25 protein-coding genes are annotated in these 24573 nt (G+C 66.2%); 11 read left to right on the top strand and 14 right to left on the bottom strand.

Annotation, left to right across the window (positions count from 1 at the left end; all coding sequences use genetic code 11):
- The first annotated feature begins 8 nt into the window (after positions 1-8).
- The 7 genes from H7F35_RS27525 to H7F35_RS27555 all read left to right on the top strand — a co-directional run bounded on the left by H7F35_RS27525 (position 9) and on the right by H7F35_RS27555 (position 6052).
- Positions 9-818: a sterol desaturase family protein gene (locus H7F35_RS27525; RefSeq protein WP_187109695.1), complete on the top strand. Its 810-nt coding sequence runs from the start codon at positions 9-11 to the stop codon at positions 816-818.
- Positions 802-1740, top strand: coding sequence for a fatty acid desaturase family protein (locus H7F35_RS27530; RefSeq protein ID WP_187109696.1), 939 nt, complete (start codon positions 802-804; stop codon positions 1738-1740). The genes H7F35_RS27525 and H7F35_RS27530 overlap by 17 nt, the downstream gene beginning before the upstream one ends.
- Before the next feature lie 4 nt (positions 1741-1744).
- The gene (locus H7F35_RS27535; RefSeq protein WP_187109697.1) at positions 1745-3709 is read left to right on the top strand and encodes a 3-oxoacyl-[acyl-carrier-protein] synthase III C-terminal domain-containing protein; all 1965 of its coding nucleotides are present in this window, start codon (positions 1745-1747) and stop codon (positions 3707-3709) included.
- The gene (locus H7F35_RS27540) at positions 3706-4617 is read left to right on the top strand and encodes a DUF6999 family protein (protein ID WP_187109698.1); all 912 of its coding nucleotides are present in this window, start codon (positions 3706-3708) and stop codon (positions 4615-4617) included. Before H7F35_RS27535 ends, H7F35_RS27540 begins: the two co-directional genes overlap by 4 nt.
- Before the next feature lie 17 nt (positions 4618-4634).
- Complete coding sequence (locus H7F35_RS27545; RefSeq protein WP_187109699.1) at positions 4635-5006, top strand: hypothetical protein; 372 nt, start codon at positions 4635-4637, stop codon at positions 5004-5006.
- Positions 4993-5229, top strand: coding sequence for a hypothetical protein (locus H7F35_RS27550; RefSeq protein WP_187109700.1), 237 nt, complete (start codon positions 4993-4995; stop codon positions 5227-5229). The genes H7F35_RS27545 and H7F35_RS27550 overlap by 14 nt, the downstream gene beginning before the upstream one ends.
- Positions 5230-5464: 235 nt before the next feature.
- The gene (locus H7F35_RS27555) at positions 5465-6052 is read left to right on the top strand and encodes a hypothetical protein (protein ID WP_187109701.1); all 588 of its coding nucleotides are present in this window, start codon (positions 5465-5467) and stop codon (positions 6050-6052) included.
- A 1-nt stretch (position 6053) separates the two neighbouring features.
- Here the strand turns inward: H7F35_RS27555 and H7F35_RS27560 are convergent, their stop codons facing one another.
- Positions 6054-6896, bottom strand: a complete 843-nt coding sequence (locus H7F35_RS27560; RefSeq protein ID WP_187109702.1) for a metal-dependent hydrolase — start codon at positions 6894-6896, stop codon at positions 6054-6056.
- A 129-nt stretch (positions 6897-7025) separates the two neighbouring features.
- Between H7F35_RS27560 and H7F35_RS27565 the strand changes: the two genes are divergently transcribed.
- Positions 7026-7655 carry a TetR/AcrR family transcriptional regulator gene (locus tag H7F35_RS27565; RefSeq protein ID WP_187109703.1) on the top strand — a complete coding sequence of 210 codons (630 nt, stop codon included), beginning with the start codon at positions 7026-7028 and terminating at the stop codon, positions 7653-7655.
- On the opposite strand, the gene H7F35_RS27570 is transcribed toward H7F35_RS27565, so the two are convergent.
- The 8 genes from H7F35_RS27570 to H7F35_RS27605 are packed head-to-tail and all read right to left on the bottom strand — an operon-like array spanning position 7652 to position 18045.
- Positions 7652-8803 carry an ABC transporter permease gene (locus H7F35_RS27570; protein ID WP_187109704.1) on the bottom strand — a complete coding sequence of 384 codons (1152 nt, stop codon included), beginning with the start codon at positions 8801-8803 and terminating at the stop codon, positions 7652-7654. The two genes, H7F35_RS27565 and H7F35_RS27570, sit on opposite strands and share 4 nt — an antisense overlap.
- Complete coding sequence (locus H7F35_RS27575) at positions 8803-9987, bottom strand: ABC transporter permease (protein WP_187109705.1); 1185 nt, start codon at positions 9985-9987, stop codon at positions 8803-8805. The genes H7F35_RS27570 and H7F35_RS27575 overlap by 1 nt, the downstream gene beginning before the upstream one ends.
- Before the next feature lie 19 nt (positions 9988-10006).
- Positions 10007-10999: an HlyD family secretion protein gene (locus tag H7F35_RS27580; protein WP_410010733.1), complete on the bottom strand. Its 993-nt coding sequence runs from the start codon at positions 10997-10999 to the stop codon at positions 10007-10009.
- Positions 10999-12420 (bottom strand): TolC family protein, encoded by a 1422-nt coding sequence (locus H7F35_RS27585; RefSeq protein ID WP_261803377.1) that lies wholly within the window; start codon positions 12418-12420, stop codon positions 10999-11001. The genes H7F35_RS27580 and H7F35_RS27585 overlap by 1 nt, the downstream gene beginning before the upstream one ends.
- A 5-nt stretch (positions 12421-12425) precedes the next feature.
- Positions 12426-13157, bottom strand: coding sequence for a MerR family transcriptional regulator (locus tag H7F35_RS27590; RefSeq protein WP_187109707.1), 732 nt, complete (start codon positions 13155-13157; stop codon positions 12426-12428).
- A gap of 48 nt (positions 13158-13205) precedes the next feature.
- On the bottom strand, positions 13206-15110 hold the full coding sequence (locus H7F35_RS27595) for a YhgE/Pip domain-containing protein (protein ID WP_261803378.1): 1905 nt from the start codon (positions 15108-15110) through the stop codon (positions 13206-13208).
- A gap of 51 nt (positions 15111-15161) precedes the next feature.
- Positions 15162-15530 (bottom strand): nuclear transport factor 2 family protein, encoded by a 369-nt coding sequence (locus H7F35_RS27600; protein WP_187109708.1) that lies wholly within the window; start codon positions 15528-15530, stop codon positions 15162-15164.
- Between the two features lies 1 nt (position 15531).
- Complete coding sequence (locus H7F35_RS27605) at positions 15532-18045, bottom strand: sodium-translocating pyrophosphatase (protein WP_187109709.1); 2514 nt, start codon at positions 18043-18045, stop codon at positions 15532-15534.
- Between the two features lie 254 nt (positions 18046-18299).
- Here H7F35_RS27605 and ppa point away from each other — a divergent pair, with 254 nt between their 5' ends.
- Positions 18300-18827: an inorganic diphosphatase gene (gene ppa, locus H7F35_RS27610; RefSeq protein ID WP_187109710.1), complete on the top strand. Its 528-nt coding sequence runs from the start codon at positions 18300-18302 to the stop codon at positions 18825-18827.
- 30 nt (positions 18828-18857) lie between these two features.
- On the opposite strand, the gene H7F35_RS27615 is transcribed toward ppa, so the two are convergent.
- Positions 18858-20033, bottom strand: coding sequence for a GNAT family N-acetyltransferase (locus H7F35_RS27615; protein ID WP_187109711.1), 1176 nt, complete (start codon positions 20031-20033; stop codon positions 18858-18860).
- Between the two features lie 19 nt (positions 20034-20052).
- Between H7F35_RS27615 and H7F35_RS27620 the strand changes: the two genes are divergently transcribed.
- Together H7F35_RS27620 and H7F35_RS27625 are read left to right on the top strand one after the other, a co-directional pair.
- Positions 20053-21750, top strand: a complete 1698-nt coding sequence (locus H7F35_RS27620) for an NAD+ synthase (RefSeq protein WP_187109712.1) — start codon at positions 20053-20055, stop codon at positions 21748-21750.
- Positions 21747-22085, top strand: a complete 339-nt coding sequence (locus H7F35_RS27625; protein WP_013540975.1) for a P-II family nitrogen regulator — start codon at positions 21747-21749, stop codon at positions 22083-22085. Before H7F35_RS27620 ends, H7F35_RS27625 begins: the two co-directional genes overlap by 4 nt.
- Positions 22086-22132: 47 nt before the next feature.
- On the opposite strand, the gene H7F35_RS27630 is transcribed toward H7F35_RS27625, so the two are convergent.
- From H7F35_RS27630 to H7F35_RS27645, 4 genes are read right to left on the bottom strand one after another with little or no spacing between them, the layout of a single operon-like run.
- Positions 22133-22723, bottom strand: a complete 591-nt coding sequence (locus H7F35_RS27630; protein ID WP_187109713.1) for a TIGR00730 family Rossman fold protein — start codon at positions 22721-22723, stop codon at positions 22133-22135.
- A 31-nt stretch (positions 22724-22754) separates the two neighbouring features.
- Complete coding sequence (locus tag H7F35_RS27635) at positions 22755-23162, bottom strand: diacylglycerol kinase (RefSeq protein ID WP_261803379.1); 408 nt, start codon at positions 23160-23162, stop codon at positions 22755-22757.
- On the bottom strand, positions 23159-23725 hold the full coding sequence (locus H7F35_RS27640; protein WP_187109714.1) for an RDD family protein: 567 nt from the start codon (positions 23723-23725) through the stop codon (positions 23159-23161). Before H7F35_RS27640 ends, H7F35_RS27635 begins: the two co-directional genes overlap by 4 nt.
- Before the next feature lie 12 nt (positions 23726-23737).
- Positions 23738-24541, bottom strand: a complete 804-nt coding sequence (locus H7F35_RS27645; protein ID WP_261803380.1) for a DUF3106 domain-containing protein — start codon at positions 24539-24541, stop codon at positions 23738-23740.
- Between the last annotated feature and the right edge of the window lie 32 nt (positions 24542-24573).

The following is a 24573-nucleotide window of genomic DNA, read 5'->3' on the forward strand; positions in this document are numbered from 1 at the left end:
CTCGGGGGATGGCACAGACCTTCACTTCGCTGTCCGCCCTGCAGGTCATGCTGTGGGGCGTGCTTTTTTTCGGCGGCATCTACTTCGGTTTCGGCGGCCTCACCTGGCTGCTGACGAAACGGGTGTTGCCGGCGCTCGGCATCGGGCGCGCGCTCGATCCGCGCCCCCTGCAGCCGGGGCAGTTGCGGCGCGAAGTGGGGCAGTCGAGCATTTCGGTGCTGATCTTCGGGCTCGGCATGGTGTTTCCGTGGGGCTTGCTGCAATTGGGCTGGGCGCGGCTCGATCCCGATGCAGGCTGGCGGCAGATCGCGGTCGAGATCCTCGTGCTCGCGGTCTGGAACGACGTGCATTTCTGGATCAACCATCGCCTGCTGCACACACGCTTTCTGCGGCGCTTTCACGGGCCGCATCACCGTTCGTTCGTGACCACGCCGTGGGCCACCTACAGCTTTCATCCCATCGAAGCACTGATGCTGGGCAACGTGATCCTGCTGCCGATGGTGGTGCACGACTTCAGCTTCTGGTCGCTCGCGGCGGTGCCGGTGTTCAGCCTGTTCTTCAATTGCGTCGGGCACTCGAACTACGATTTCTTCACCGGGGTGTCGTACAGCCACTGGTTTGCCGCGAGCCGCCGGCATCACTTGCACCATGCCGTTCACAACGGCAACTACGGCTTTCAGTTCACTTTCATGGACCGGTTGTTCCGCACCCGTATCGCGGCCGATGCGGCCGAGCCACTTTTCCAGGCCTTCCGCGACAAGCAACTGCAAAGGCAACAACAGCAACCCCAACCCGAACAGCATGGCGCGACCGCCTGACGCGCGCAGTCGCCTGCCGCGCCTGCGGCATTGGCGTGACTGGCAGAGCCTGGCCTACCTCGTGGCGCTGCCTGTGCTCGCGGCCTGGCAGTGGGTGCATGGCTTCAACGTGCTGCTGTATGCGTTGATGCTGTTCCTGACGCTCGGCATCGGCGTGATCCATCACAACCACGTGCACCTGCGCATGTGGCGCGGGCGGCGCATGAACCGGCTGACCGACTTCTGGATCACGCTGCTGCAAGGGCATCCGACCTTCGTGTTCTGGCCTGCGCACGTGGCCAACCACCATCGCTACCGGCACGGGCCGAAGGATGTGGCGCGCACCTACCGTTTCGGCGGCGACACGAACCACCTGTGGGGTTATCTGCTGCACCCGTTCCAGGCGGTGTGGGTGCTGGTGCCGGTGTTCTTCGATTGGCTCGCGAGGTTACGCAGGCATCAACGCGGCGCCTGGCGTTACTGCATGGCGCAGTACGCGCTGTGGTTGGCGAGCTGGGTCGTGCTGCTGGCGCTCGACTGGCGCAAGGCATTGCTGTTCGTGATCGTGCCGCAGTTGCATGGCCTGCACTGGCTGCTGGCGACCAACTACCTGCAGCACGCACACGCCGATGGCCGCAATACCCCGCGCAAAGAGGCGCTGGGCGATACCCCCGGGAGCGGACTGAACTACGCCCGCAATTTCGAGGGGCTGGTGAACCCCTTGCTGTTCAACATCGGCCTGCACACCGCACATCACGAGAACCCGCATGCCCATTGGTCCGAGCTCACGCACCTGCATCACACGCGCTACCGCGCGCAGGTTGCCCCTGTGCTCAACGAGGGCGGGCTGGTGCCGTACATGGTGCGGGTGTTCGTGCTGGGGGCCGTGTGGCCGCGCTTTCGCAGCCGCTCGCTGATGCCTCCCGATTCTTCAATCACCTGAACCCATGCCCGTTCCATTCCAACGCGTCTACCTTGAAAGCGCCGGCTATTTCATGCCGGGCGAACCCATTCCCAACGAGCGCATGGACGCGTACATCGCACCGCTCAACCGCATGTCGGAGCGCATCAAGCGGCGCATTCTGGCGGAGAACGGCATCCTCACGCGGCACTACGCCATTGACGCCGAAGGCGTGACGCAGCACACCAACGCGCAACTGGCCGCCGGCGCGATCCGCGATTGCCTGCGGCGCGGCGGGGCCGATCTGTCGCGCGTGTCGTTGCTGGCCAGCGGATCGTCGGGGGGCGACACGTTGATGCCCGGCTTCGCGAACATGATCCAGGGCGAGCTTGCGGCGCAGCCGATGGAAACGCATTCGGTGCACGGCATCTGCGCCGCGGGCGTCTCGGCGATCCAGACGGCCGCGCAGGGCATCGAGCTGGGCGCGCACCGTACGGCGATGGCGGTGGCGAGCGAGATGCCGTCGCGGCTGTTCAAGCGCTCGCGTTTTGCAGCACGTGGTTACGAGACCGACTTCGACTCGCACTTCCTGCGTTGGATGCTGTCCGATGGCGCAGGCGCCTTGCTGCTGTCCGATGGTTCGCCTGCGCTGGCGGGTGTGCCGGGGTTGCGCCTGAAGCTGAAGTGGGTGCATCAGCGTGCCTTCTCGGGTGACTACCCGGTCTGCATGCAGCTCGGCTTGACCGAAGACCGCGCGCGCGGCCACCTCGATTTCGGCTCATGGGCTGAAGCGGAAGCCGCCGGCGCGCTGTCGCTGCGGCAGGACATCCGCCTGCTGCCGCACCTGTTCGACATCGGCATTCACGAGTACGCGGGGCTGGTGCGCGATGGCTGGGTCGATCCGAAGCGCATCGATCACTTCCTGTGCCACTACTCGTCGGAAAAATTCATTCCGGTGGTGGAAGACCTGATGGCGAAGGCCGACCTGTCGATTCCGCGCGAGCGCTGGTGGAGCAACCTGGCGTGGCGCGGCAACACGGGCGCGGCGTCGATCCTCGTGATGCTGGCTGAATTCCTGCACACCAAGACGCTGAAGCCCGGCGAGCAGATATTCTGCTATGTGCCGGAGTCGGGCCGGTTCATGGCGGCGTACATGCTGCTTGAGGTCGAGGCGGTCGATGCGGCAGCAGTTGCCGTGGCAACCCGTGCGGCAGCTCCGGCGGTGCCCGATGACGATTTCGTCATCGCGCCGCCGCACGATCCGGCCGCCGCGCCCGAAGGCCTTGGCGCCTTGCTGACGGAACTGGCCGCCATCTGGCACGACTACCGCTCGCGCGTCTGGCGCACGCCGCTGATCCGCCAGATCCGCGAGCGCCGCTTCGCCTTGCCCGACTACCTGAACTGGATGGAGCAGTGGGTGCCCCAGGTGCGCGAAGGCAGCCTGTGGATGCGCGAAGGCGCGGCCTCGCTGAGCGAGCCGTACCAGATGCTGGCCTCGCTGATCGACGTGCATGCGGGCGAAGAGCAGAACGACTTCAACATCCTGTTCGACGACTACAAGAAGGCCGGTGGCACGGTCCAGCAGATCGGCGAGCTGCGCCGCAACCCCGGTGGCGAGGCGCTCAACGCCTACCTGCACGGGTTGGCCGCCACGCGCGACCCGATCGGCCTGCTGGGCGCCATCTACATCATCGAAGGCACGGGCCAGCGCATCGTGCCGGCGCTGCTGCCGCTCATCAAGGCGGGCCTGAAGCTGCCGCCCGATGCCTTCCGCTTTCTCGAATACCACGGCCACAACGACGAAAACCACCTGAGCCGCTGGCTCGTGGCGGTCGAGATGGTGATGGCCGTGGAAGGCCAGGCCCGCGCCGCCCGCCAGATCATCGACACGGCGCGCCACACGGCCGCGCTGTACCTGATGCAGTTCCAGCACATCACGGAGCGAATGAGACATGAGCCGCCGGGCCGCCCCAAGGCGAATACCGCAGCCGCAGGCGGAGGTTTCCAGTGAATCGAACGCCTGAATTTCTGACCCAGGCACACGACGAGCGCGACCCCAGTCCGTGGCTCGCGCTCTACCTCGACCAGAGCACGCCGCTGCCGGACAACGTCAAGTCGGCGTGGCTGGCCGATTCGAGCTCGGGTTCGCGGCAGTACCTGCTGCCTTTCTTGCGGCCGTTGGCGCGGCTGACGATCATCCTGATCCAGATCGTCAAGGTGTTCGTGCCGCGCAACTGGTCGCACTCGAAGCTGCTGCACCGGTTCCTGGCCTGGGGCCTGACGCGTTTTGTGTCACCGGAGGCCAACTGGCTGATCCTGCGGCACTTTCACCTGGGCTCGCAGGTGCTGGCCTTCATCGGGCGCAATTCACCGGCGCCTGTCGCCACGAACCCGCTGGAGCCGGCCGACATCGACGCGCTGAAGGACGAGATGTTCCTCAAGCACGACCTGAACCTCTTCAACTTCGTGATTCGCCTGAACACGGCGCTGCGCGAGAAGGGGCTGGCGCTGTGCAAGGCCGAGAAGGTCGATTTCTCGATGATCAAGGAGCCGGGCCTGCGGCTGGAAGACATGCCGCACGGCAAGCTCAACTTTCTCGATCTTCAGAGCGCGATCGAGCTTTTCACGCCGCTCTACCAGTTGATGCTGACCGACAACGATTTCTGGCGAGCGGCCAACTCCTTGCAACTGGACGAAACCATCGGCATCTACACGGCGACCCTGCTGAATGCGCCCGAACACCTGATCCTGGTCAACAACAAGCACCCGCTGGTGCCGCTGTCCACCCTGCGCGCGGGGCACCGGCTGGTGATCCACGGGTTGTCGACCGAGATGCTCCACAGCCTGCTCCAGCGGATGCAGGCAGCCCAGAAAGCGGGGGAGGCCGAGACGACCCTGTACGAGCAGCCACTTGCATAGGCGTATGCTGCCCCCAGATGCAAACCATGAACACGACCCGAAATCCGTCGCCCAAGACCGATCTGGCAGTGACCCACGTGCTGGCTCAACTGCTGGAAAAGCTCGAGCACAGTCCCGTGCCCGTCGGCGCCGAGCAGTACCGCTCGGTGGTCGAGCACCTCGTCCACGAGTTCGAAGATGTCGAACAGGGCGCCGATCTGGGCCGCCTGCTCGATGCCTATCCGGCCGCGTCCGAGGTCTACGAAAATCTGAACTATCAACACGCCGGGCTTTGCCGCTCGGCGCTCGACGCTTCTCTTGCGGCTGAAGTCAGCGCCAGGGAAACCATTGCACGCGCGATGCGCAGTGCCGAACCAAACAACAAGGACAAGACGCATGGCGAAGGGTGAAGTGAAGACGGCAGTGGTGGCGGACGGCCTGCGCTACAAGACCAAGACGCCGGGTTCGCCATTTCGCGCCTCGGCGTCGTTCAGCGGCGCGACCATGTCCTGCTTCATGTGCGGCAAGCACCGCATTCGCTCGCAACTGCGCACGCGCCAGGTGCTCGGAAAATCCCAGACGGTTTGCGCGCCTTCGTGCAAGGCGCTCGACGAGGCATTGGCAGCGGAATAAACAACGGTCTTCCTGCTATCACAGCAGGGAGACGTTTTGGCGACATTTCCGCGCGAGCTTGTCGCTGATTGGCTTCCACATCGGGGCCAATCGATATACAGTTGGAAACAAATGATGCATCAATTTGCATTTATTCAAAAGTTCTAATCTGTAGTCGATTTCCAATGAATTTGCAGCAAAGCCATTGGCGCCCCGCATCGGGCGCGGATCACAACGCTCGCAAAGGGGTTCAGCCATGAGCAAGCCGCGCCATGTCGTCATGCAGGTGGTCAAGCGCTCATCCGGCAGCGCGACCCATCACGTCGAATTCCTGATGGACGACAACTTCGCAGAGCGATTGCGACAGTTGCGTTCGCTCGTCCCGCCCCTGGGCAGTCTCAACAAGCAACGCGACCTTGTGATCGACAAGGTCCGGGTGCGCCTGCCCAACGCCATCTGGCGTTCCGGCAACGAGATCGACGTGGACGGGGGCGTGGACGGCTCCTGCATCGTCATCGCCGCTGAAGGCTCCTTCAATTGCGGTGGCAAGGACCGAAAGACGCGCGAGAAGCTGGTGACGTACAACTTCTCGATCGCGCGCCTGATCGAGCTTCATGGCGAGCGTCCCGAAGGCGAAACCCTCTACATCCGTGATGGCGTGTTCGCCAACGACGAGCCGGCCGAATCGCCGGCTGGCCGTTGGGTGACGTCGATGCACGAGCTGGAAGTGGTGATGCGCGTGCCCGACGCCCCGTCGGACTTCGACACCCTGCACGACCTGAACCTGCGCCCCGACCATCCGCAGGCCGGCCGCGGCGACACGCACCGCGCTACCTTTTTCTGATTTATCGAGCGGTGGCCGCCTCGGGTGCGGCGCCCACCGGCGCGTACTGCGCGCGGTTGTCCGCCAGCCAGCGCGTCGACAGGCTGCTGTCTTGCTGTGCCGGGTGGAAATCCGCACGCAGGTAGCTGCGCCAGCCGCGCAGGTTGCCGCGCAGCAGGCCATTGCGGCTCAACAGGATGCGCGCGGCGCTCGTCCAGGTCGACCACTTCCACAGCTGCTTTTCGTGGCGCAGGTTGTCGACGGTCTGGTGCATCAGGTCGCTGAGAAACATGATCGTCACGCGGCGGAACCAGCGCTTGCGCCATGCCTCGGAACCATCTGCAGCCTTGTAGATGTCGAAGGCGACGCTCTTGTGCTCCAGCTCTTCGGCGCTGTGCCACAGCCACATAGTGCGCAGGCGCGGTTCGGCGCCGTCGAGCACTTCGGGGCGCGCGAGCAGCCATTCGGCAAACATCGCTGTGAAGTGCTCGGTGGCGGCGGTGACAGCCAGCGCATGGCGCGGGTCGGCGCCTTCCATCAAGGTCATGCGCTTGCCGGCGCGCGCGGTCCAGCCGTCCACCAGACCCTGGCTTTCGAGATGGGTGTTGAACAGCGAGTGAATGCGGCGGTGCGTGGCCTCTTGGCCGATGAAGCCGCGCACATCGGCGCGGTACTTTTCCTGCACCTCGGGCGGCAGGGTGGCCACCGCGTCGCGCACGGCGTCGATGAAGAACTGCTCGCCGAATGGAAAACTCATCGACAGGGCGTTGAAGAAAGCGGTCGAGAATGCATCGCCGCCGCACCAGTCGCGGGAAAACGGCGATTGCAGATCGATCAGAAGGCGGCGGACAACGAGTTCAGTCATGAAAACAATCCTCGAAAAAGCACGGGCTGTGTGGGGTGGAAGGTTGGTACAACTTCGTACCGAATGCCTCCATGGTGCAATCGCGAGTTGGTACTGTCAAGTACCTAGACGTAGGAAAATGTGCCATTCATGAGCGCAACCATCGAAAAAACAGCCGTCGCCAAGCCTGCTGAAGGCCCGGCCAACGAACATTACGCCCGTCTGCTCCAGGGCATGGCGCAGGCGGTGGCGGCCAAGGGCTATGCCGAAACCACCATTGCCGACATCGTGCGCGAGGCGGCCGTCTCGCGCCGCACGTTCTACGAGCACTTCAGCACCAAGACCGAGTGCCTGATCGCGCTCTACGAAACCGCGAGCCGGCTGGCCCTGCAGGCGGTGAGCGAGGCCTTCGACCCGGTGCAGCCCTGGCATGCGCAAGTCGAGCAGGCGATGACCGCGTACTTCGACTATCTGGCGCAAGACCCGGTGCTGCTGCGCACGCTCTTCGTCGAGATCCTGGGGCTGGGCATGCCGGGCCTGGTGGTGCGGCGCCGGGTGAACGACGAGATCGCCAACTTCATCCAGATCGCGATCAACAGCAGCGGCAGCGCGGAGGGCCCTGCAGCGCACCTGACGAACGAGATGGCGATGACCGTGGTCGGCGGCATCAACGAACTGGTGTTGCAGTCCATCGAGCAGGATCGCGCGGGCGACCTGCGTGAACTGGTCGGGCCGGCCACGCGGCTGGTGCGCGCGGTGGCGGCCGAGAGCCAGCGCTAAGGGTGTTTGTCGGCGGCGCGCGGCGTGGCAGCGAGCCACAGCGTCAGCAGCCCTGCGAGCGTCAGCGACAGCAGCACGCCCAGGTAGGGCAGCACATCATGCAGCGGCGCACCCATCTGGTTGAGGCGCAAGGAGGCCTGAATGCCGGCCGTGCTCGGGAAAATCCACCGCAGCACCTGCAACGGTCCGGGCAAGGCCTCGACGGGCCATGAGAAGCCCGACAGAAAAGCCATCGGCAAGGCCGTGAAGAGCAGCACCTGCAAGGCCCGCTCGCGATCGCGGAACCAGCAGCCCAGCAGCAGGCCCAGTGTGCAGATCGCGGGCACATAGAACGCGAGCAGTACCAGCGCACCCCACGGATTGCCGCCGCGCGGGTAGTCCTGCAGGAAGAACACCCAGCCGAAGTAGAAGAGCCCGCTCAGGAAGCCGAACACCGAGAGCGCGCCCAGGCGCCCCAGCCATGCGCTCACGGGAGCGCGCAGCCGCCCGGCTTCGGCCCAGGTGCCGGCCAGCATCGCAGCCCCCATCAGCAGCGTCTGCTGCAGGATCAGCAGCGCCACCGCCGGCACCACGTAGCTGCCATAGCCTTCGGTCGGGTTGAACAGCGCGACGAGCTGCGTGTTGAGCGGGCTGCGGCTGCGTGCCGCCTGAATGGCGCTTTGGCCGCCGGCCTGCAGCTTGCGGATCTCGACACCCGCCGAGACCGTGCCGACCGCCTCCGAGAAGCCGTACAGCACCGCCTTGTTCAGCAGCGCATAGGCGCCGTTGCCCTCGATGGTGACCACCGCCGACGTGCCGCGCAGCACATTGCGCTTCAGGTCGGCCGGCAGCAGCGCATAGCCCTCGATCTCGCCACGCCAGAGCGCCTGCTGCGCCTCGTGCACGTCGGCCGTGACCATTCGCACGTCCAGGCGCGGATTGGCCATGGCAAAGCGCGCGATCTGTCGCGACAGCCCGCTGTGGTCATGGTCGACCACGGCCACCGGCACGCGCGTCACCGCCTGCGTACCGTAAGGCCACGGATAGAAGAAGCCGTAGATGATGGGCGCGAGCAGCATGATCAGCAGCACGCCCTTGTCGCGCAGCACCGCGAGCGCGGTATCGCGCCAGGCAGCGCCGAGGCGGGTGCGGCTCGCATCGTTCGTCATCAGCGGCCACCCCAGGTGTCGGGAGCCCCGGCGGCACGCACCAGTGCACCGGCCGACGCGGCAAGCAGTACGGCCGTGGCCAGCACCATCCACAGCGGCGTGGCCACCGAATAGGCAAGCGGTGCGCCCATCTGCAACTGCTCCATCTGCACGCGGATGTAGTGCGTGTAGGGCAGCAGGTTGGCCCAGGCCTGCGCGAAGAAGGGCATCGCGACCAGCGGGAAGCCCACGCCACCGAATGCGAAGGCCGGTGCCGTGATGAAGCCCGTGGCCGACAGCGCAGTGCGCAACGACCGCGTGAGGCTGGAGACAAAAGCACCAAGCGCAATCGACAGCGCAAGGAATACCACCAGCGCAAAAAGCGTCCACCCCACAGACCCCACCGGATGCCACCCGCGCCCCACCGTGATCCACAGCATCGCCGCGATCCCCACCGCGGAAAGACTGGCGAACGGCAGCGCCAGCTTTCCCGCCAGTGCAGCCAACGCTTCGTGCCAGCGCGGCGCAGTGCCCAGCCACTGCGCGATGCTGCGGTCGTGCAGTTCGCGGCCCACGGCCCAGGCGCCGGCTGTCATCGCCAGGATGTGCAGCAGCGCCGGAATGAGCGCGGCGCCGAGAAACTGCTCGTAGTCGGTCGAGGTGTTGAACAGCGCCACCATGCTCGCCTTGATCGGCTCCATGCTTACGCGCGCCGACGTCATCGATTCGCCGCGCTTGTTGCGCACCATGAGCTCGACGCCAGCCGACACGGTGGCGACGGCGGTGCGTACGTCGCGCTGGATCAGGCTCGAATGCGTGCCCAGCTGCGCGTTGTGCAACAGCACGACCTGGCCGACACGGCCCTGCTTGACGTCGCGGCTCAGGTCGCGCGGCAACTGCACGGCGGCATCGACGTCGCCGCTGGTGAGCGCGCGCGCCATCGCGCCTTCGTCGTCGTACTGCTGCACGACGCGCAAGCCGGGCGTGGCGTCGAGAAAGCGCACCAGTTGGCGCGAGAGGGCCGAGTGGTCCTGATCGAGCACGCCGATCGGCAAGCGCTCGGGCAGGCCCGCCGAGAAGATCCACCAGATCAGCCAGACCGCGAGCAGCGGCACCCACGAGATCATGGCCAGGTCCCAGGGGCGGGTGCGCAGCAGCGCGAACTCGCGCCGGGCACTGGCTGCGGAAAAGCCTCGCAGGCTCATCGGGCGGCGCCGTATGGGCTCAGTCGACCAGCACGCTCATGCCGGGCCGCGCGCCTTCGATGGGCTTGAGCGGCCGTGCGCGAACTTCGAAGGTGCGCACGTCAAAGCCGGCACCACCGCGCGTTGCGCGCCAGGTGGCGAAGTCGGGCATGACGGCGCTGTAGTAGACCTTGAAGCGGGCCTCGCGCTTGTTGCCGTCGCTCGCCAGCGCGGGCAGGCGGGCATCGAACTCGTTGCCGAGCGCGAAGCGGGCGAGCCGGTCTTCGCGCACATTGAGCACCACCCACTGGTCGCTCAGATCGACCACGGTGACCACCGCCACGCCTTGGGGCGACAGCTCGCCGACCTTCGCCAGCACCTTGGCAACTTCGCCGCCGACGGGGCTGCGCAACTCAGTCTCGGCCTTGGCGGCTTCCGCTTCGGCCACCACGCCGGCGACCTGGCGCGCCTGTGCGCTGGCTGCGGCCTTGTCCTCGGGGCGGGCACCGCTGCGCGCCATGTCGTACTGCGCCCTGGCCGCGATGGCGGCGTCGCGCGAGGCTTTCCAGTTGGCTTCGGCTTCGTCGCGTTTCTGATCAGCCACCAAGCCTTCGCGGGCCAGTCCGTCGACGCGGCGGAATGAGGTTTGCGCCAATTGGGCTGCGGTTTCCGCGCGCTGCCACTGCATGCGCGCCATCTCGACCTCCTGCGGGCGGGCGCCGTTCTGCGCCTTTTCGGCCACGGCCTGTGCGGCCTGCTCGGCGGCGGTGGCCTGCGCGAGCTTGGCCCGCACTTCGGGGCTGTCCATGCGCACCAGCACGGCGCCGGCGGGGATGCGATCGCCTTCCTTCACCAGCACTTCGGCCACGCGCGCCGTCACCTTGCCGGCCACGTCGGTCTCGCGCGCTTCCATCTGGCCCTGGAACACCTCGGGCGCGGGCTGCGACGCGCGCCAAAAGCCCCAGATGAGCAGCGCCAGCACCAGCAGGGCGGCGAGGATCGCGATCAGTTTTCGGGTCTTGGCACTCATCATCAATTCACCCTCACGTCGGCGCGCGCGATGTAGTCGGAAAACTTGTCGGAAAGGCCAGCGCTTTCGAGCAGTTGCGCAAGCGCCTGCACGTAGTCGTTGGCGGCTTGCGCACGCTCGGTCAGCACCTTGGCTTGATTGGTTTCGGCGTCGATCAGGTCGAGCGTGGTGCTCGTGCCTTCGCGCAGGCCCGAGGTGCGCAGCTTGACGACTTCCTGCGCCAGCTCGACCGAGGCCTTCATTTCCAGGTACTGGCGCCGCGCGTTTTCAAGGGCGCGCCAGTTGCGCTCGACCAGCAGCGAGATGTCGCTACGCGCCTGCGCGTCGGTGCGTTCGGCCTGCTCGACCTGCTTGAGCGAAGAGGCCGAAAGCGCGTTGCGGTCGATGGAGTCGTAGAGCGTCCAGCGCACGCCCAGGCCGGCTACCCAGTCGGCGTTGCTGCCCTTGATCTGGCGCGTGCCGAAGGCGATGACCTGCGGGCGGCGCAAGGCTTCTTCGCCTTCATGCAGTTGCTCGGCCTGCGACTTCTTGGCCGCGACCTTGTCCAGCCCGGGGTGGCGCGTGAGCGCCGAATCGATGAAGTAGCCCAGCGGCTCGATGGGCGTGCTAATGAGGAAGAGCGGCGTTTGCGGCGCCACGCTGCCATCGGCGCGCACCGTGCGAGCGAGCGCCACGGCAGCCAGTGCGGCGTCGTCCTCCGCCTTGCGTGCGTTGCGCCGGGCTTCTTCATAGGCGGCGCTGGCCTGCAGGCGCTCCACACGCGAGATCACGCCGGCCGCAAGCATCTTCTGCGCCGCCGAGTCATGCTGCGCGATGGCGCGCTCGGCCTGCGCGCGCAGCGTGGCCGCGCGCTGGGCGAGCTGGGCGCCGAAGTAGCGCTGCACCAGCAGCGTGTCGACCTCATGGCCGGCCTGATCGGCATCGGCCTGTGCTTCACGCGTTTGCGCCGACACGAAGCCGCGCACCGCGTCGGTCGCGCCACCGACGTAGATCGGCCAGACCGCCGAGATCGACGCGTTGGAGCCGGTGTCGTGCCGGTTGAGCGTGTAGCTGTTGGGCAATTGCGGAATCGGCACCTGCGAGATGAGGCCCTGGATCGACGACGGCAGCGCTTGGCCGATCTGGCCGAGCTTCTGGTTGAGCGGATCGAGGTCCAGGTTCAGGTTGGCGTTGTAGGCATAGGCCAGGCCCGAGACGCTGACCACCGGTCCGCCCAGGCCCTTGAGGCCCTGGCTCTGCAGTTCCTTGGATTCGACCGCCGCGCGCGCGGCCGCCAGCTTGTCGGAGCGATCGACCATGCGGGCGCGTGCTGCGTCGAAACTCAATGCCAGGGTGTCGCTGCGGGCCTGCGCGGAGGCGGCGGTGCCGATCATCGCCGGCAACAGCAGCAGGGCGTGGAAGAGTGCGTGGCGAGGTCTTGTCATCGGGGTCAGGCCGCAGCCTTGCGCAGCAGGGCGTCCAGCTCCTGCTGCAGGATCACGGGAAACGCGGCCTGCACCGCGCCGGTGGCCAGCGGCCGCGCCTTTTCAAGTAATTGGGCGGTGCGCTCGGCATCGATCGCATCACCCGACAAAAGGCTGTCGGCCAGCGTGCGCAGCCAATGGCGTGCCGTGGTGCGCAGCGTGCGGGCCATGGTTTCCTGCATGCCGATCACTTCTTCGAGCGGCAGGCCGAGTGCCGCCAGTTGCTCTGCGATCTGGCCGAGCGCGGGGCTCAGCATCTGCACCTGGCCGTCGGGCAGTTCGCGCATGAGGCCGGCCTTGGCGGCACGCACGAGCAGGGCCGGCGTCATCTGGCCTTTCCACTTGACGGCGAGCGCCTTGGCCGACACCACGACTGGCGTTTCCGATGCAAACAGGCTGCCCGACACGGAGCGCGCCACGGCGACAAGGTCGCCCCAGGCCGAGGCCGGGGCACGCCCGAAGATGCGGCGGATTGCCTCGATGCCGAAGCCCTGTTCGCGCAGCTCGCGAATCAGCACCAGCCGCTGTGCATGGTCGTCCCCGTACAGCCCGAGGCGGCCTCGCAGGCTGGGCGGTGGCAGCAGCCCTGCCGTGGTGTAGGCGCGGATGTTGCGCACCGTGACGCCCGTGCGCGCTGCCAAGGCCTCGATGGAGAGATCCTGGGCAGCATCGGCGGTGGGCTTGGCGGGTGCGGTCATTCGACAAATTCTATGTGACATCGAAAATGTTGCATAAGCCGGACGCGCTCAGACCTGAATCGTGGGCTTGTAGTCCGACAGCAGCACGTCCTTCCACTTGCCGAAGATCGCCATCAGGCCGACGGCCACCGCACCCGACAGCACCACCACGCCACAGGCATGCGCCCAGCCGTCATCGAAGGCGCCGAACATCACGGCACGGAAGGCCTGCACCACCCAGCTGAACGGCAGCCAGCTATGGACGGTGCGAAAGAAGCCGGCCGACAGCTCCACGGGCAGCACGCCGCCGCCGGCGGACAACTGCAGCGTGAGCAGCAGCACGGTCAGGATGCGGCCGAAATCGCCGAAGACGTGCAGGATCGCGAACAGCACCACCAGAAAGACCAGCGAGGCCAGCGCCATCGTGAGCGCCAGTGCCGCCACCCGCGGCGCCTGCACCTCCAGCACACCCAGCAGCGTGGCCAGCACCAGCGCCACCTGCAGCAGCACGATGAGCGCCGGCATGGTGATCTTGCCCAGCGTCTTCGCAAGCTTCGGATAGTGGCTGTGGTCCGCGAGCACGATGCGGATGTTGAACAGGTAGCCGGCCATCACGGCGCCGATCCACAGTGCGACCGACACCATGTTCGGCACGAAGGCGCTGCCGTTGTTCGCCACCGGCGCCACCACCTCGACCTTGGGCTCGACCGAATCGGCCAGCCCCGAGGCGCTGCCCTGGATGCGGGTGATGGAAGCGGGCAGGGCGGCCTCGATGGTGCTCACGCCGGTCAGCAGCCGCTGCGCGCCCTGTGCCAACTGCGTGCCGCCCTGCATGAACTCGTCGAGCTTGCGGTCTTCGGGCAGCTTGCCGGCCATGGTGCGGATGCCGGCGGACAGCGCGCCCATGCCGTCGGTGAGTTTGCCAACGCCGCCTTCCAGGGCCGAAGCGCCGGTGGCGAGTTTCTGGTTGCCTTCTTCCGCCTTGCCCAGTGCGGCCTGCGCTTGCCCGAGGCCGCCGTGCAGCTTGTCCGCGCCAGCGGCAAGTTCTCCGGCGCCTTTGGCGATGCGGTCGCCGACGAAGGGGATATCGGCCGATTCCTTCTGCAGCCGACGTGCGCCATCGCCCAACTGGCCGGCGCCGCCGTTGAGCAGCTCGAGCCCGTCGCCGATCTGCGCGAGACCGCTGCCCAGTTCGTGCTGACCGGCGGTGAGTTGCTGCGCGCCGCTCTTGAGTGCGTGCAGGTCCGCATCAGCCGGCAGCTTCGACTGGATGGTTCTTATGCCGCCATTGACCTGCTTGAACCCACCGCCGACCTGCTGCGCCGCGGCGCTGTATTGGATGGCGCCGGTGGCCAATGCCTGGCTGCCGTCGCGCAGCTCCAGCAGCGCCTGCTTGAGCTTGTCGAGCCGCTGCTGCGAGCCGGATGCCGCATTCAGCACCAGGCCCCAGCGCTGCTCGTTGAGCATCTCGTTGACCTGGTGGCCCAACTCGCCCGCGAAGCGGCGGGCCAACCCGGCCGAGCTGTAATTGTTGCCTTCCGAGGTGTAGACCACCAGTTGCCCGGCGCCGCGCTGGATGCCCGGTACCGCGTTGGCGCTGAAGTCGGCAGGAATGAACAGCGCGAAGGCGAGCGTGCCGCGTCGCACCTCGGCGTGCGCGGCCTCGGCATCGGTCATCACACGAAAACCGAAGGCGCGCTTGGCGAGCAGGGTGCGCGTCAGTTCGTCGCCGACATTGACCGAGTGCGCCATGTAGGTGACGCCGCGGTCCTCGTTCACGATGGCCGCGGGCAGGTCGGCCGTATGGCCGGCCGGGTCCCAGACGCTCGTGAGATAGATCAGCGCGTAGATGGCCGGCACCACGCCCACGGCCACCACGGCCAGCAGGATGCGCGGAAAACGCCGAACGATCGCCAGTTCGGCGCGCGCGATGGCCAGCGTGCCGGCGATCAGTGCTTGGAGGTATCGCAGCATGGGGCTAGGAGACGGTCTTCAGCGCCATGACGATGGGTGCGTGAAAAGTCTTCAGCCCGGCTTTCGTTGCGCCGGGTCGTAGAAGAACTGCTCTTCGGCGATGCGCTCGCCTTCCCAGCGCTGCCACGCGATCTCTTCCATGCGCATCGCGCCGCCGCCCTTGAAGCTGAACTCGAAGACCCAGTGAATCGCCACATGGTCGCCGTTCACCAGCACCGGCCGCACGCAGGTGCTGGTGACCGACTCGGTGCGCGCGAGCACGGCGGTTTCCTGCGCCACCAGCGTGCTGCGGCCGCGCCGGGGCTCGGCCTGGTTCTCTCGCATGGTGGCGTCTTCGGTGTAGTAGTCCTCGATGGCTTTGGCATGCGCGCCGCCTTCGACAGCGGCGATGAAGGATTCGAGTCGAGCGGCAGTGGGCATCTCAGGACTTTACTTTGACTTCCACGCGGCGGGCTTCGGAAGGCGGCCCGTCGGCCTGCGACTGCTCGGGCTTGGCAAGCTCGATCTTGTCTTCGGGCGCGCCGGCCGCCTTGAGCGCGTCGCTCACGGCCATTGCGCGTTGCTTGGCCAGTTCGGCGTTCTTCGCCGGATCGCCGCTGGCATCGTGGAAACCGCTCACGAGCACGGTGCTGCCGCTTTGCACGGCCTTGATGACGTCGGCCAATGCTTCTTTGGCATTGGGCGCGACCTCGGCGCTGGCGCTGGCGAAGTAGAACTTCACCACGCCGTTCTCGACCTTCACCGCGGCGGCTTCGGTGGCCGTCACGGCTGCCGAGGCGATGGCTGCGGCCGGCGTGGCCGGTGCCATGGCGGCGGGCGCGGTCACGGCCGGGGGCATTTCCACCTTGACAGGCACGGCAGCCGCCGCATCGCCGGCGTGGAATTTCACGACCAGCGGCACGATCAGCAGCGCCACGATGTTGATGATCTTGATCAGCGGGTTCACAGCCGGGCCGGCCGTGTCCTTGTAGGGGTCGCCCACGGTGTCGCCGGTGACGGCCGCCTTGTGCGCCTCGGAGCCCTTGCCGCCGTGGTGACCGTCTTCGATGTACTTCTTGGCGTTGTCCCAGGCACCGCCGCCGGTGCACATCGAGATGGCGACGAACAGCCCGGTGACGATGGTGCCCATCAGCAGGCCGCCCAGCGCCTTTGGCCCGAGCAGCAGGCCGACCAAAATCGGCACCACCACCGGCAGCAGCGACGGAATCATCATTTCCTTGATGGCTGCGCCGGTCAGCATGCTCACGGCCTTGCCGTACTCGGGCTTGCCGGTGCCTTCCATGATGCCGGGGATCTCGCGGAACTGGCGGCGCACTTCCTCGACCACCGCACCGGCTGCACGGCCCACGGCTTCCATCGCCATCGCGCCGAACAGGTAGGGGATCAGGCCGCCGATGAAGAGGCCGACGATCACCATCGGGTCGCTCAGGTTGAAGCTGATGTTCAGGCCGAAGCTCTCGAGCTTGTGGGTGTAGTCGGCGAACAGCACCAGCGAGGCGAGGCCGGCCGAGCCGATGGCGTAGCCCTTGGTCACGGCCTTGGTCGTGTTGCCGACTGCGTCGAGCGGGTCGGTCACGGCGCGCACGCTGGCGGGCAGGTCGCTCATTTCGGCAATGCCGCCGGCGTTGTCGGTGATGGGACCATAGGCGTCGAGCGCGACCACGATGCCGGCCATGCTCAGCATCGACGTGGCGGCGACCGCAATGCCGAACAGGCCTGCGAGCGAGTACGAAGCGAGGATCGCGATGCACACGAAGATCACCGGCCATGCCGTCGAACGCATCGACACGCCCAGGCCCGCGATGATGTTGGTGCCGTGGCCCGTGGTCGAGGCCTGTGCGATGTGCTGCACGGGCTTGTACTGCGTGCCGGTGTAGTACTCGGTGACCCACACCAGCGCGGCGGTGAGCGCGAGGCCCACGAAGCAGGCGCCGAACAGCTTGAGCTGGCTGCCGCTCGCGGCGATCGCGTTGTCGGGAATGATCCAGCTCGTGACGAACCAGAATGCGATCAGCGACAGGATGCCCGCCACCGCCAGGCCCTTGTAGAGTGCCGGCATCACGTTGACCATGCCCGGCGAAGCCTTCACGAAGAAGCAGCCGATGATCGACGCGATGATCGACACGCCGCCCAGCGCCAACGGGTACAGCACCGCGCGGTCCGGCGCCGCCGTGACCATCAGCGCGCCCAGCACCATGGTGGCGATCAGCGTGACCGCGTAGGTCTCGAACAGGTCGGCTGCCATGCCGGCGCAGTCGCCGACGTTGTCACCCACGTTGTCGGCGATCACGGCCGGGTTGCGAGGGTCGTCTTCCGGAATGCCGGCCTCGACCTTGCCCACCAGGTCGGCGCCGACGTCGGCGCCCTTGGTGAAGATGCCGCCGCCCAGCCGCGCGAAGATCGAGATCAGCGAGGAGCCGAAGGCAAAGCCGATCAGCGGATTGAGGATGGCCGCGAGGCTGTGGTCCGCCGTTGGCGTGCTGCCGGCCAGGAACCAGTAGAAGCCCGTCACGCCCAGCAGGCCGAGCCCGACCACCAGCATGCCGGTGATGGCGCCGCCGCGGAACGCCACGTCAAGTGCCGGGCCGATGCCGTGGGTGGCCGCCTGTGCGGTGCGCACATTGGCGCGCACCGACACATTCATGCCGATGAAGCCGCAGGCGCCCGAAAGCACGGCGCCGACGATGAAGCCCACGGCCGTGGTCAGGTCCAGGAACAGGCCGATGAGGATGGCCAGGATGATGCCGACGACCGCGATGGTCGTGTACTGCTTTGCGAGGTAGGCCGAGGCGCCGGCCTGGATGGCAGCGGCGATTTCCTGCATTCGCGCGTTGCCGGGGTCCTTGGCCAGAATCCAACTTCGGGCCCAGAAACCATAGCCCACGGCCACGAGGCCGCAGACGATTGCCAGTATCAGGGGGGTGTTGCCGATCATGCTTTGCTTCTCCATTCGTTCGTTGTGACTTGTGGAGACGGACAGCATGGATCCTGCGCGCAACGCGTACGGGACCCAGGTTTTCCGTCGCGTTGCTTCCTCGAAGCTCGCTGCACCGAGGTGCGGAGCCGATTGGCCAACGGTTGCAATTTACAGGCAAAAACGCGGGCGTGTGCGACCGTGCCATGACACGGAAAGTAAACTCAGGGTTTGTCCCCGTCCCTCTCATACTTTTCAACTACTCGAAAAACGTCATGTCCTTCGACAAAGTCTCCCCCGGCAAGAACGTTCCCGACGCCTTCAATGTCGTGATCGAAATCCCGATGAACGCCGATCCGATCAAGTACGAAGTGGACAAGGAGTCCGGCGCGATCTTCGTCGACCGCTTCATGACGACCGCGATGTACTACCCCGCCAACTACGGCTACGTGCCGCAGACGCTGTCGGGCGACGGCGACCCGGTCGACGTGCTGGTGATCGCCCCGTACCCGCTGTTGCCCGGCGTGGTGGTGCCTTGCCGTCCGCTCGGCATCCTGATGATGGAAGACGAAGCCGGCGTCGACGGCAAGGTGCTGGCCGTGCCCACCGACAAGGTGCTGCCGATCTACAGCCACTGGAAGTCGGTCGACGACGTGAACCCGATGCGCCTGAAGGCCATCAGCCACTTCTTCGAGCACTACAAGGACCTGGAAGCCGGCAAGTGGGTCAAGGTGTTGGGCTGGGAAGGCATTGACGCCGCCAAGAAGGAAATCCTGGACGGCATCGCCGCGTACACGAAGTAATTTCTCTCGTTCGCGGCGCCTGGGGCGAGCCTACGTTCTGAACGGACTGCGCTCGCCCAGGTGATCCATGTAGTTTTCGATGCCCGCGCCCTCGCGTTCGAGAAAGCGCTCGACGGCATCTGAAAACGCCGGATGCGCCAGCCAATGCGCGCTGGTGGTCTTCACCGGCATCAACGCCCGAGCCATCTTGTGCTCGCCCTGGGCGCCACCCTCGAAGCGCTTGGCGCCATGCGCGATGCACCAGGCCAGCGGCTGGTAGTAACAGGCCTCGAAGTGCAGGCAATCGACCCGCTCCAGCGCCCCCCAGTAGCGGCCGTAGGCGACCAGACCCTCGTCTTCCTGCGTCGAGAGGGCGATCAGGCTGGCGGCCATGGGCTTGCCGTTGCGCTCGGCAATGAACAGGAGCCAGGCCTCGGGCATGATGTCGGCCATGCGCTGGAAGAAGTCGCGCGTGAGGTAGGGCGGATTGCCGTGCTCTCGGTAGGTGCGCTCGTAGCAGCGGTAGAAAAAATCCCAGTCGGCTGCGGAAATGTCGGCGCCACGCGACCAGCGAAAACTCACGCCGGCATCGGCCACCTTGCGGCGCTCCTGACGGATCTTCTTGCGCTTGTCATGGGCCAGGCTCGCAAGGAAGGCGTCGAAGTCGGAGTAGGCCGTTTCGCCGCCGGGCGTGGGGGCCGCATTCGTCCAGTGGAACTGGACCGTGTTGCGCAGCATCAGCCCCGCTTCGGTGCAGGCGGCGATGTCTGCGTCGGCGCCGAACAGCAGGTGCAGCGACGACAGCTCTTCCTGCTTGCACAGCGCGACCAGCGCCTGCACCAGCAGCGTGCGGCTCTGCGCGTCGCGCGCCAGCAGCCGCGTGCCGGGCACCGGGGTGAAGGGCACCGCGACCACAGCCTTGGGGTAGTAGGTCAGGCCGTGTTGCTCGTAGGCATTGGCCCAGGCCCAGTCGAAGACGTACTCGCCGTAGGAATGGTCCTTGATGTAGAACGGGCACGCGGCCTCCAGCCGCTTGCCGCGCCACAGCGTCACGAACTGCGGCGTCCATCCGCTCGCGGGCGAGGCGCTGCCGCTTTCATGCAGCGCCGACAGGTACTCGTGGCGCATGAATGGCGAGGGTTCGGCCTCGGCGGCAAGCAGCGCATTCCAGGCTTGCGGGCTCACGTCCGACGGCGACGCCAGAACCCGAATGACATAATCGTTCAAGCCTTTTTCTTCCTTCTGTATGACGCTCAAGCTCGCCATCGCGCAACTCAATTTTGTGGTGGGCGATCTCGCCGGCAACGCGAAAAAGATCGTCGACGCCGCACGCTTTGCCCATGCGCAAGGCGCGCGTCTTCTGTTGACACCGGAACTCTCGATTGCCGGCTATGCAGCGGAGGACCTGTTCCTCCGTCCCGCCTTCACCGAAGCCTGTGATGATGCCGTGAAAGGCATCGCCTCTGCGCTGGCCGACCTCAAAGACATGGTCGTGGTGGTAGGGCATCCGACCGGTGGCAGCCTGCGCAGCCGCTCGGTGGCGGTGCAGAGGCGCCACAACGCGGCCAGCGTGATCAAGGAGGGCCGCATCCTCGAGACCTATGCCAAGCGAGAGCTGCCGAACTACCAGGTGTTCGACGAGCGCCGCTATTTCACGCCGGGGCAGGGCACCTGCGTGTTCGAGGCGGGCGGTGTCTCGGTCGGCCTGCTGATCTGCGAAGACGCCTGGTTCGACCAGCCGGCCGAACTGGCCCGCGAATCCGGCGCCGAGGTGCTGGCGGTGATCAATGCGTCGCCGTATCACGTGGGCAAGGAAGGCGAGCGCGTGGCGCGCATGGCCGACCGGGCCCGTGCCGTGGGCCTGCCGCTGGTCTACGCGCATCTGGTGGGCGGGCAGGACGAAGTGGTGTTCGACGGCGCTTCCTTCGCGCTGCAGGCCGATGGCGCGGTCGCCATGCAGGCCGAGAGCTTTCGCGAGAAGGTGGTGTTCGCGCAGCTCGAGCGTGCGCCGCAGGGCGGCGTCGGCTTTGTGGGTGAGCCCGGCGACATCGCGCCTTCGCGCGAGGCCGAGGCGCAACTCTGGGACGCTTTGGTGCTGGGCGTGCGCGACTACATCGGCAAGAACGGTTTTCCGGGCGCCATCCTGGGGCTCTCGGGCGGCATCGACTCCGCATTGGTGCTTGCCATTGCCGTCGATGCACTGGGCAAGGACAAGGTGCGCGCGGTGATGATGCCTTCGCCTTACACCGCCGACATCAGCTGGATCGACGCGCGCGACATGGCGGGCAGGCTGGGTGTGCGCTACGACGAAATCTCGATCAGGCACACCTTCGAGTCGTTCAAGGATGCGCTGGCCGGGGAGTTCAAGGGCCGTCCCGAGGACACAGCCGAGGAGAACATCCAGGCCCGCATCCGCGGCACGCTGCTGATGGGACTGTCGAACAAGTTCGGATCGATCGTGCTGACCACCGGCAACAAGAGCGAGATGGCCACCGGCTACTGCACGCTCTACGGCGACATGGCTGGCGGCTTCGCGGTCATCAAGGACCTGCTCAAGACCACCGTGTTCGCCCTGGCGCGCTGGCGCAATGCCCACGATCCGTACGGCACCGGCACGGAGCCGATTCCCGAGCGCATCATCACGCGCCCACCGAGCGCGGAGCTGCGGCCCGACCAGACCGACCAGGACAGTCTGCCGCCCTACGACATCCTCGACGGCATCCTGGCACGCTACATGCAGGACGACGAGGGCATCGACGAGATCATTGCCGCGGGCTACGACCGCGCGGTGGTCGAACGGGTTGCGCGGCTCATCAGGATCAACGAATACAAGCGGCGCCAGGCGCCGGTAGGCATCCGGGTCACCCATCGAAGCTTCGGCAAGGATTGGCGTTACCCTATCACCAGCAAATTCAACGAAACCGCCGGAGCACAAAACCCATGAAGCAGATCACCGCCATCGTCAAACCCTTCAAGCTCGAGGACGTGCGCGAGGCCTTGGCCGAAGTGGGCGTCACCGGCCTGACCGTGACCGAGGTCAAGGGCTTCGGCCGCCAGAAGGGCCACACCGAGCTTTACCGCGGCGCCGAGTATGTGGTCGACTTCTTGCCCAAGATGAAGGTCGAGGTGGTCGTCAACGAGGGCGACGTGGAGCGCTGCATCGAAGCCATCGTCAATTCCGCACGCACCGGGAAGATCGGCGACGGGAAGATTTTTGTCACCGCCGTCGAGCGCATCGTGCGCATTCGCACCGGCGAAGAGAACGAAAACGCGGTCTGACAAGGCACAAAGCCCCCTCGCGGGGGCTTTGCCGTTGAAGACTGGCGTCAAAGGTTTTCCGACAGCCTGTCTTCTCGCGGATGCAGCGGCACTTCAGCACGCAATGCCGTCAGCAGTTCGGTGGCGTTGGTGCCTGTGCGGATCAGGTCCATCTGCCATTCGCCCATGAAGCCCTCGCGCACGCTGTGCGCCAGGAAGCCCAGCAGTCCGTCGTAGTAGCCGGCGGTGTTGAGGATGCCGGTCGGCTTGTCGTGATAGCCGAGCTGGCGCCAGGTCCAGATCTCGAACAATTCCTCGAAGGTGCCGATGCCGCCCGGCAGCGCCACGAAGGCATCGGCGCGCTCGCCCATCATGGCCTTGCGCTCGTGCATGGTGTCGACCACATGCAACTCGTCGCACAGCGGATTGGCCAGTTCCTTGTCGACCAGCGCCTTGGGAATGATGCCAACCACACGGCCACCGGCGAGGCGGGTGGCTTCGGCCACCGTGCCCATCAGGCCGGTGCGACCGCCGCCGTAGACCAGTTGGCCGCCGTGCTGGCCGATCCATTGGCCAACCGCTTGCGCAGCCTGGGAAAACTCGGGGCGCTCGCCGGGACGAGAGCCGCAATACACACAGATCGAAAATTCAGGATTCATCCCGCCATCATGCCGCAGCCGGCAGGCCTTCTCATGACATGAAGCGCTGCCACAACGCTGCAATCCAGATGCCCCCGCACAGCGTGAGAGACAGCAGCACTGCGGCGCTGCCCATGTCCTTGGCGCGCTTGGAGAGGTCGTGCCATTCGGGGCCGATACGGTCGATGGCGGCTTCCACGGCGGTGTTGAGCAGCTCCACGATCATCACCAGCATCGCGCTGCCGGCAAGCAACGCCACCTCGACCCAACTGCGCCCCAGCCAGAAAGAGATCGGGATCATCACGATCGACAGAACGGCTTCCTGGCGGAAGGCGGGCTCGCTCCAGCCGGCGCGCAGACCGTGCAGCGAGATCAGCGTGGCGTGCCAGACGCGCTCGAAACCCTTGCGGGCCTTCTGCGGGTTGACGGCGGGATCGGGAAGATTGGGCAAGGCACTCATCGGCGGCTCATCGGTTGGGAGGTGACAAGCCGTGTACCGGCCCAGGCGTCGTGCCAAAACTGGCGGTCGGGATGAAAGCGGGAAAGCAGGGCCCAGACGGCGACCCAGCCGAAGATCAGGAGCGTCGATTTGCCGCCCGACAGCTTGAAGGGGGCGATGGCAGCCAGCGGCGGCAGGAACCAGACCCAGCTCAGCAGGTAGCGCGCCAGGGCGCGGCGCTGGCTGACAGGGTGGCTGTGGACATCGACGATGCGGATGTTCCAGGTTTTCATCGCGAGTGTCTGGCCCTTGGCCCAGAACCAGACGAAGTACACGCCGAACACCACGAACAGGAAGGCCTGGAACAGGTGCCGGCGCGAGTCCATGGCGTCACGCATCTGGCCCAGCGTACTGAACAGCCAGCCCGAAACGAACACCACCGCAAAGAGCAGCATGCCTTCATAAAGCCAGCAGGCCATACGGCGCCACAGGCTGGGCACTATCGAAACAGGAGCGCTGGTTGAAGGAGAGGCGGGCGAAACGGGCTGATTGGATCCCGAAGCCTCGGGCGTATTGGAAACCATCGAAGCCTTGGGTCAGGGAGCGGAAGAAGGCGGCTCGATCGCCGAGGAGGGCGCTGGCACCTGGGCTTCGGCCGGGACCGGTGGGGACGTGATGTTGGCGGGTGCCGGCGCTGCGGGCACGATGGCGACTGCGGGCGAAGTCGTCGCTGGCGTGCGTTCCGGCGGGGTTGCAACCATGATCGTCGACGGGGCGGGCGGCGGCGGCGGTGCCAGCAGGATTCTTGGCGTGTGTTGGCCGCCAGGCGTGACGGCCGGCACGGGCACGAGCTTCTGCGAGGAAACCGGTCGCACCGGAATGGCCGCACCGCGTGGCTTGGCCGGTGCGCGCTCCGCGAGCTTGCGCTTTTCTTCTTCACTCAAGGCCTGGTACTGCTCCCATTTGGCCTTGCGCTCATCGGCCGGGATGCGTTTGACCTCGGCGAAATTCAGGCGCGCCTGCGTGCGCTGCTGGTTGCTCAGGGCGGCCCATTCGATCATGCGGCTGTGCAGCGTGACCTGGTCATCGGCCGACATGCTGGCGTAGTTGCGCGACAGCGCCAGCCACTTGCGCTTTTGCCCCGCATTCAGCGTGTTCCAGTGAGGAACCAGCGGCTTCAGGGCTTGTTGCTGTTCTGCGGTGAGCTCGCTCCAGAGCGGCTTGGTGGGCGAGATGGCCTTGGGGCTGGTGGCTGCCGCGGAAGAGGCGGCCGATGCCGGGCTGCCCATGGCCTTGACCGCCGCCTCGGGGCGGGGCTGGGCGCTGGCAAGCGTCAGGCCGAAGGCCGCGACTGCAAGCGCACCCGCCCAAACGACTGCGCCCGCCGGGAGCGGGCGCAACGGGCGAGGGGTGTTCGCGCTGGGGGAAGGGC

This window comes from Variovorax sp. PAMC26660 (assembly GCF_014302995.1).
Taxonomy (GTDB): domain Bacteria; phylum Pseudomonadota; class Gammaproteobacteria; order Burkholderiales; family Burkholderiaceae_C; genus Variovorax.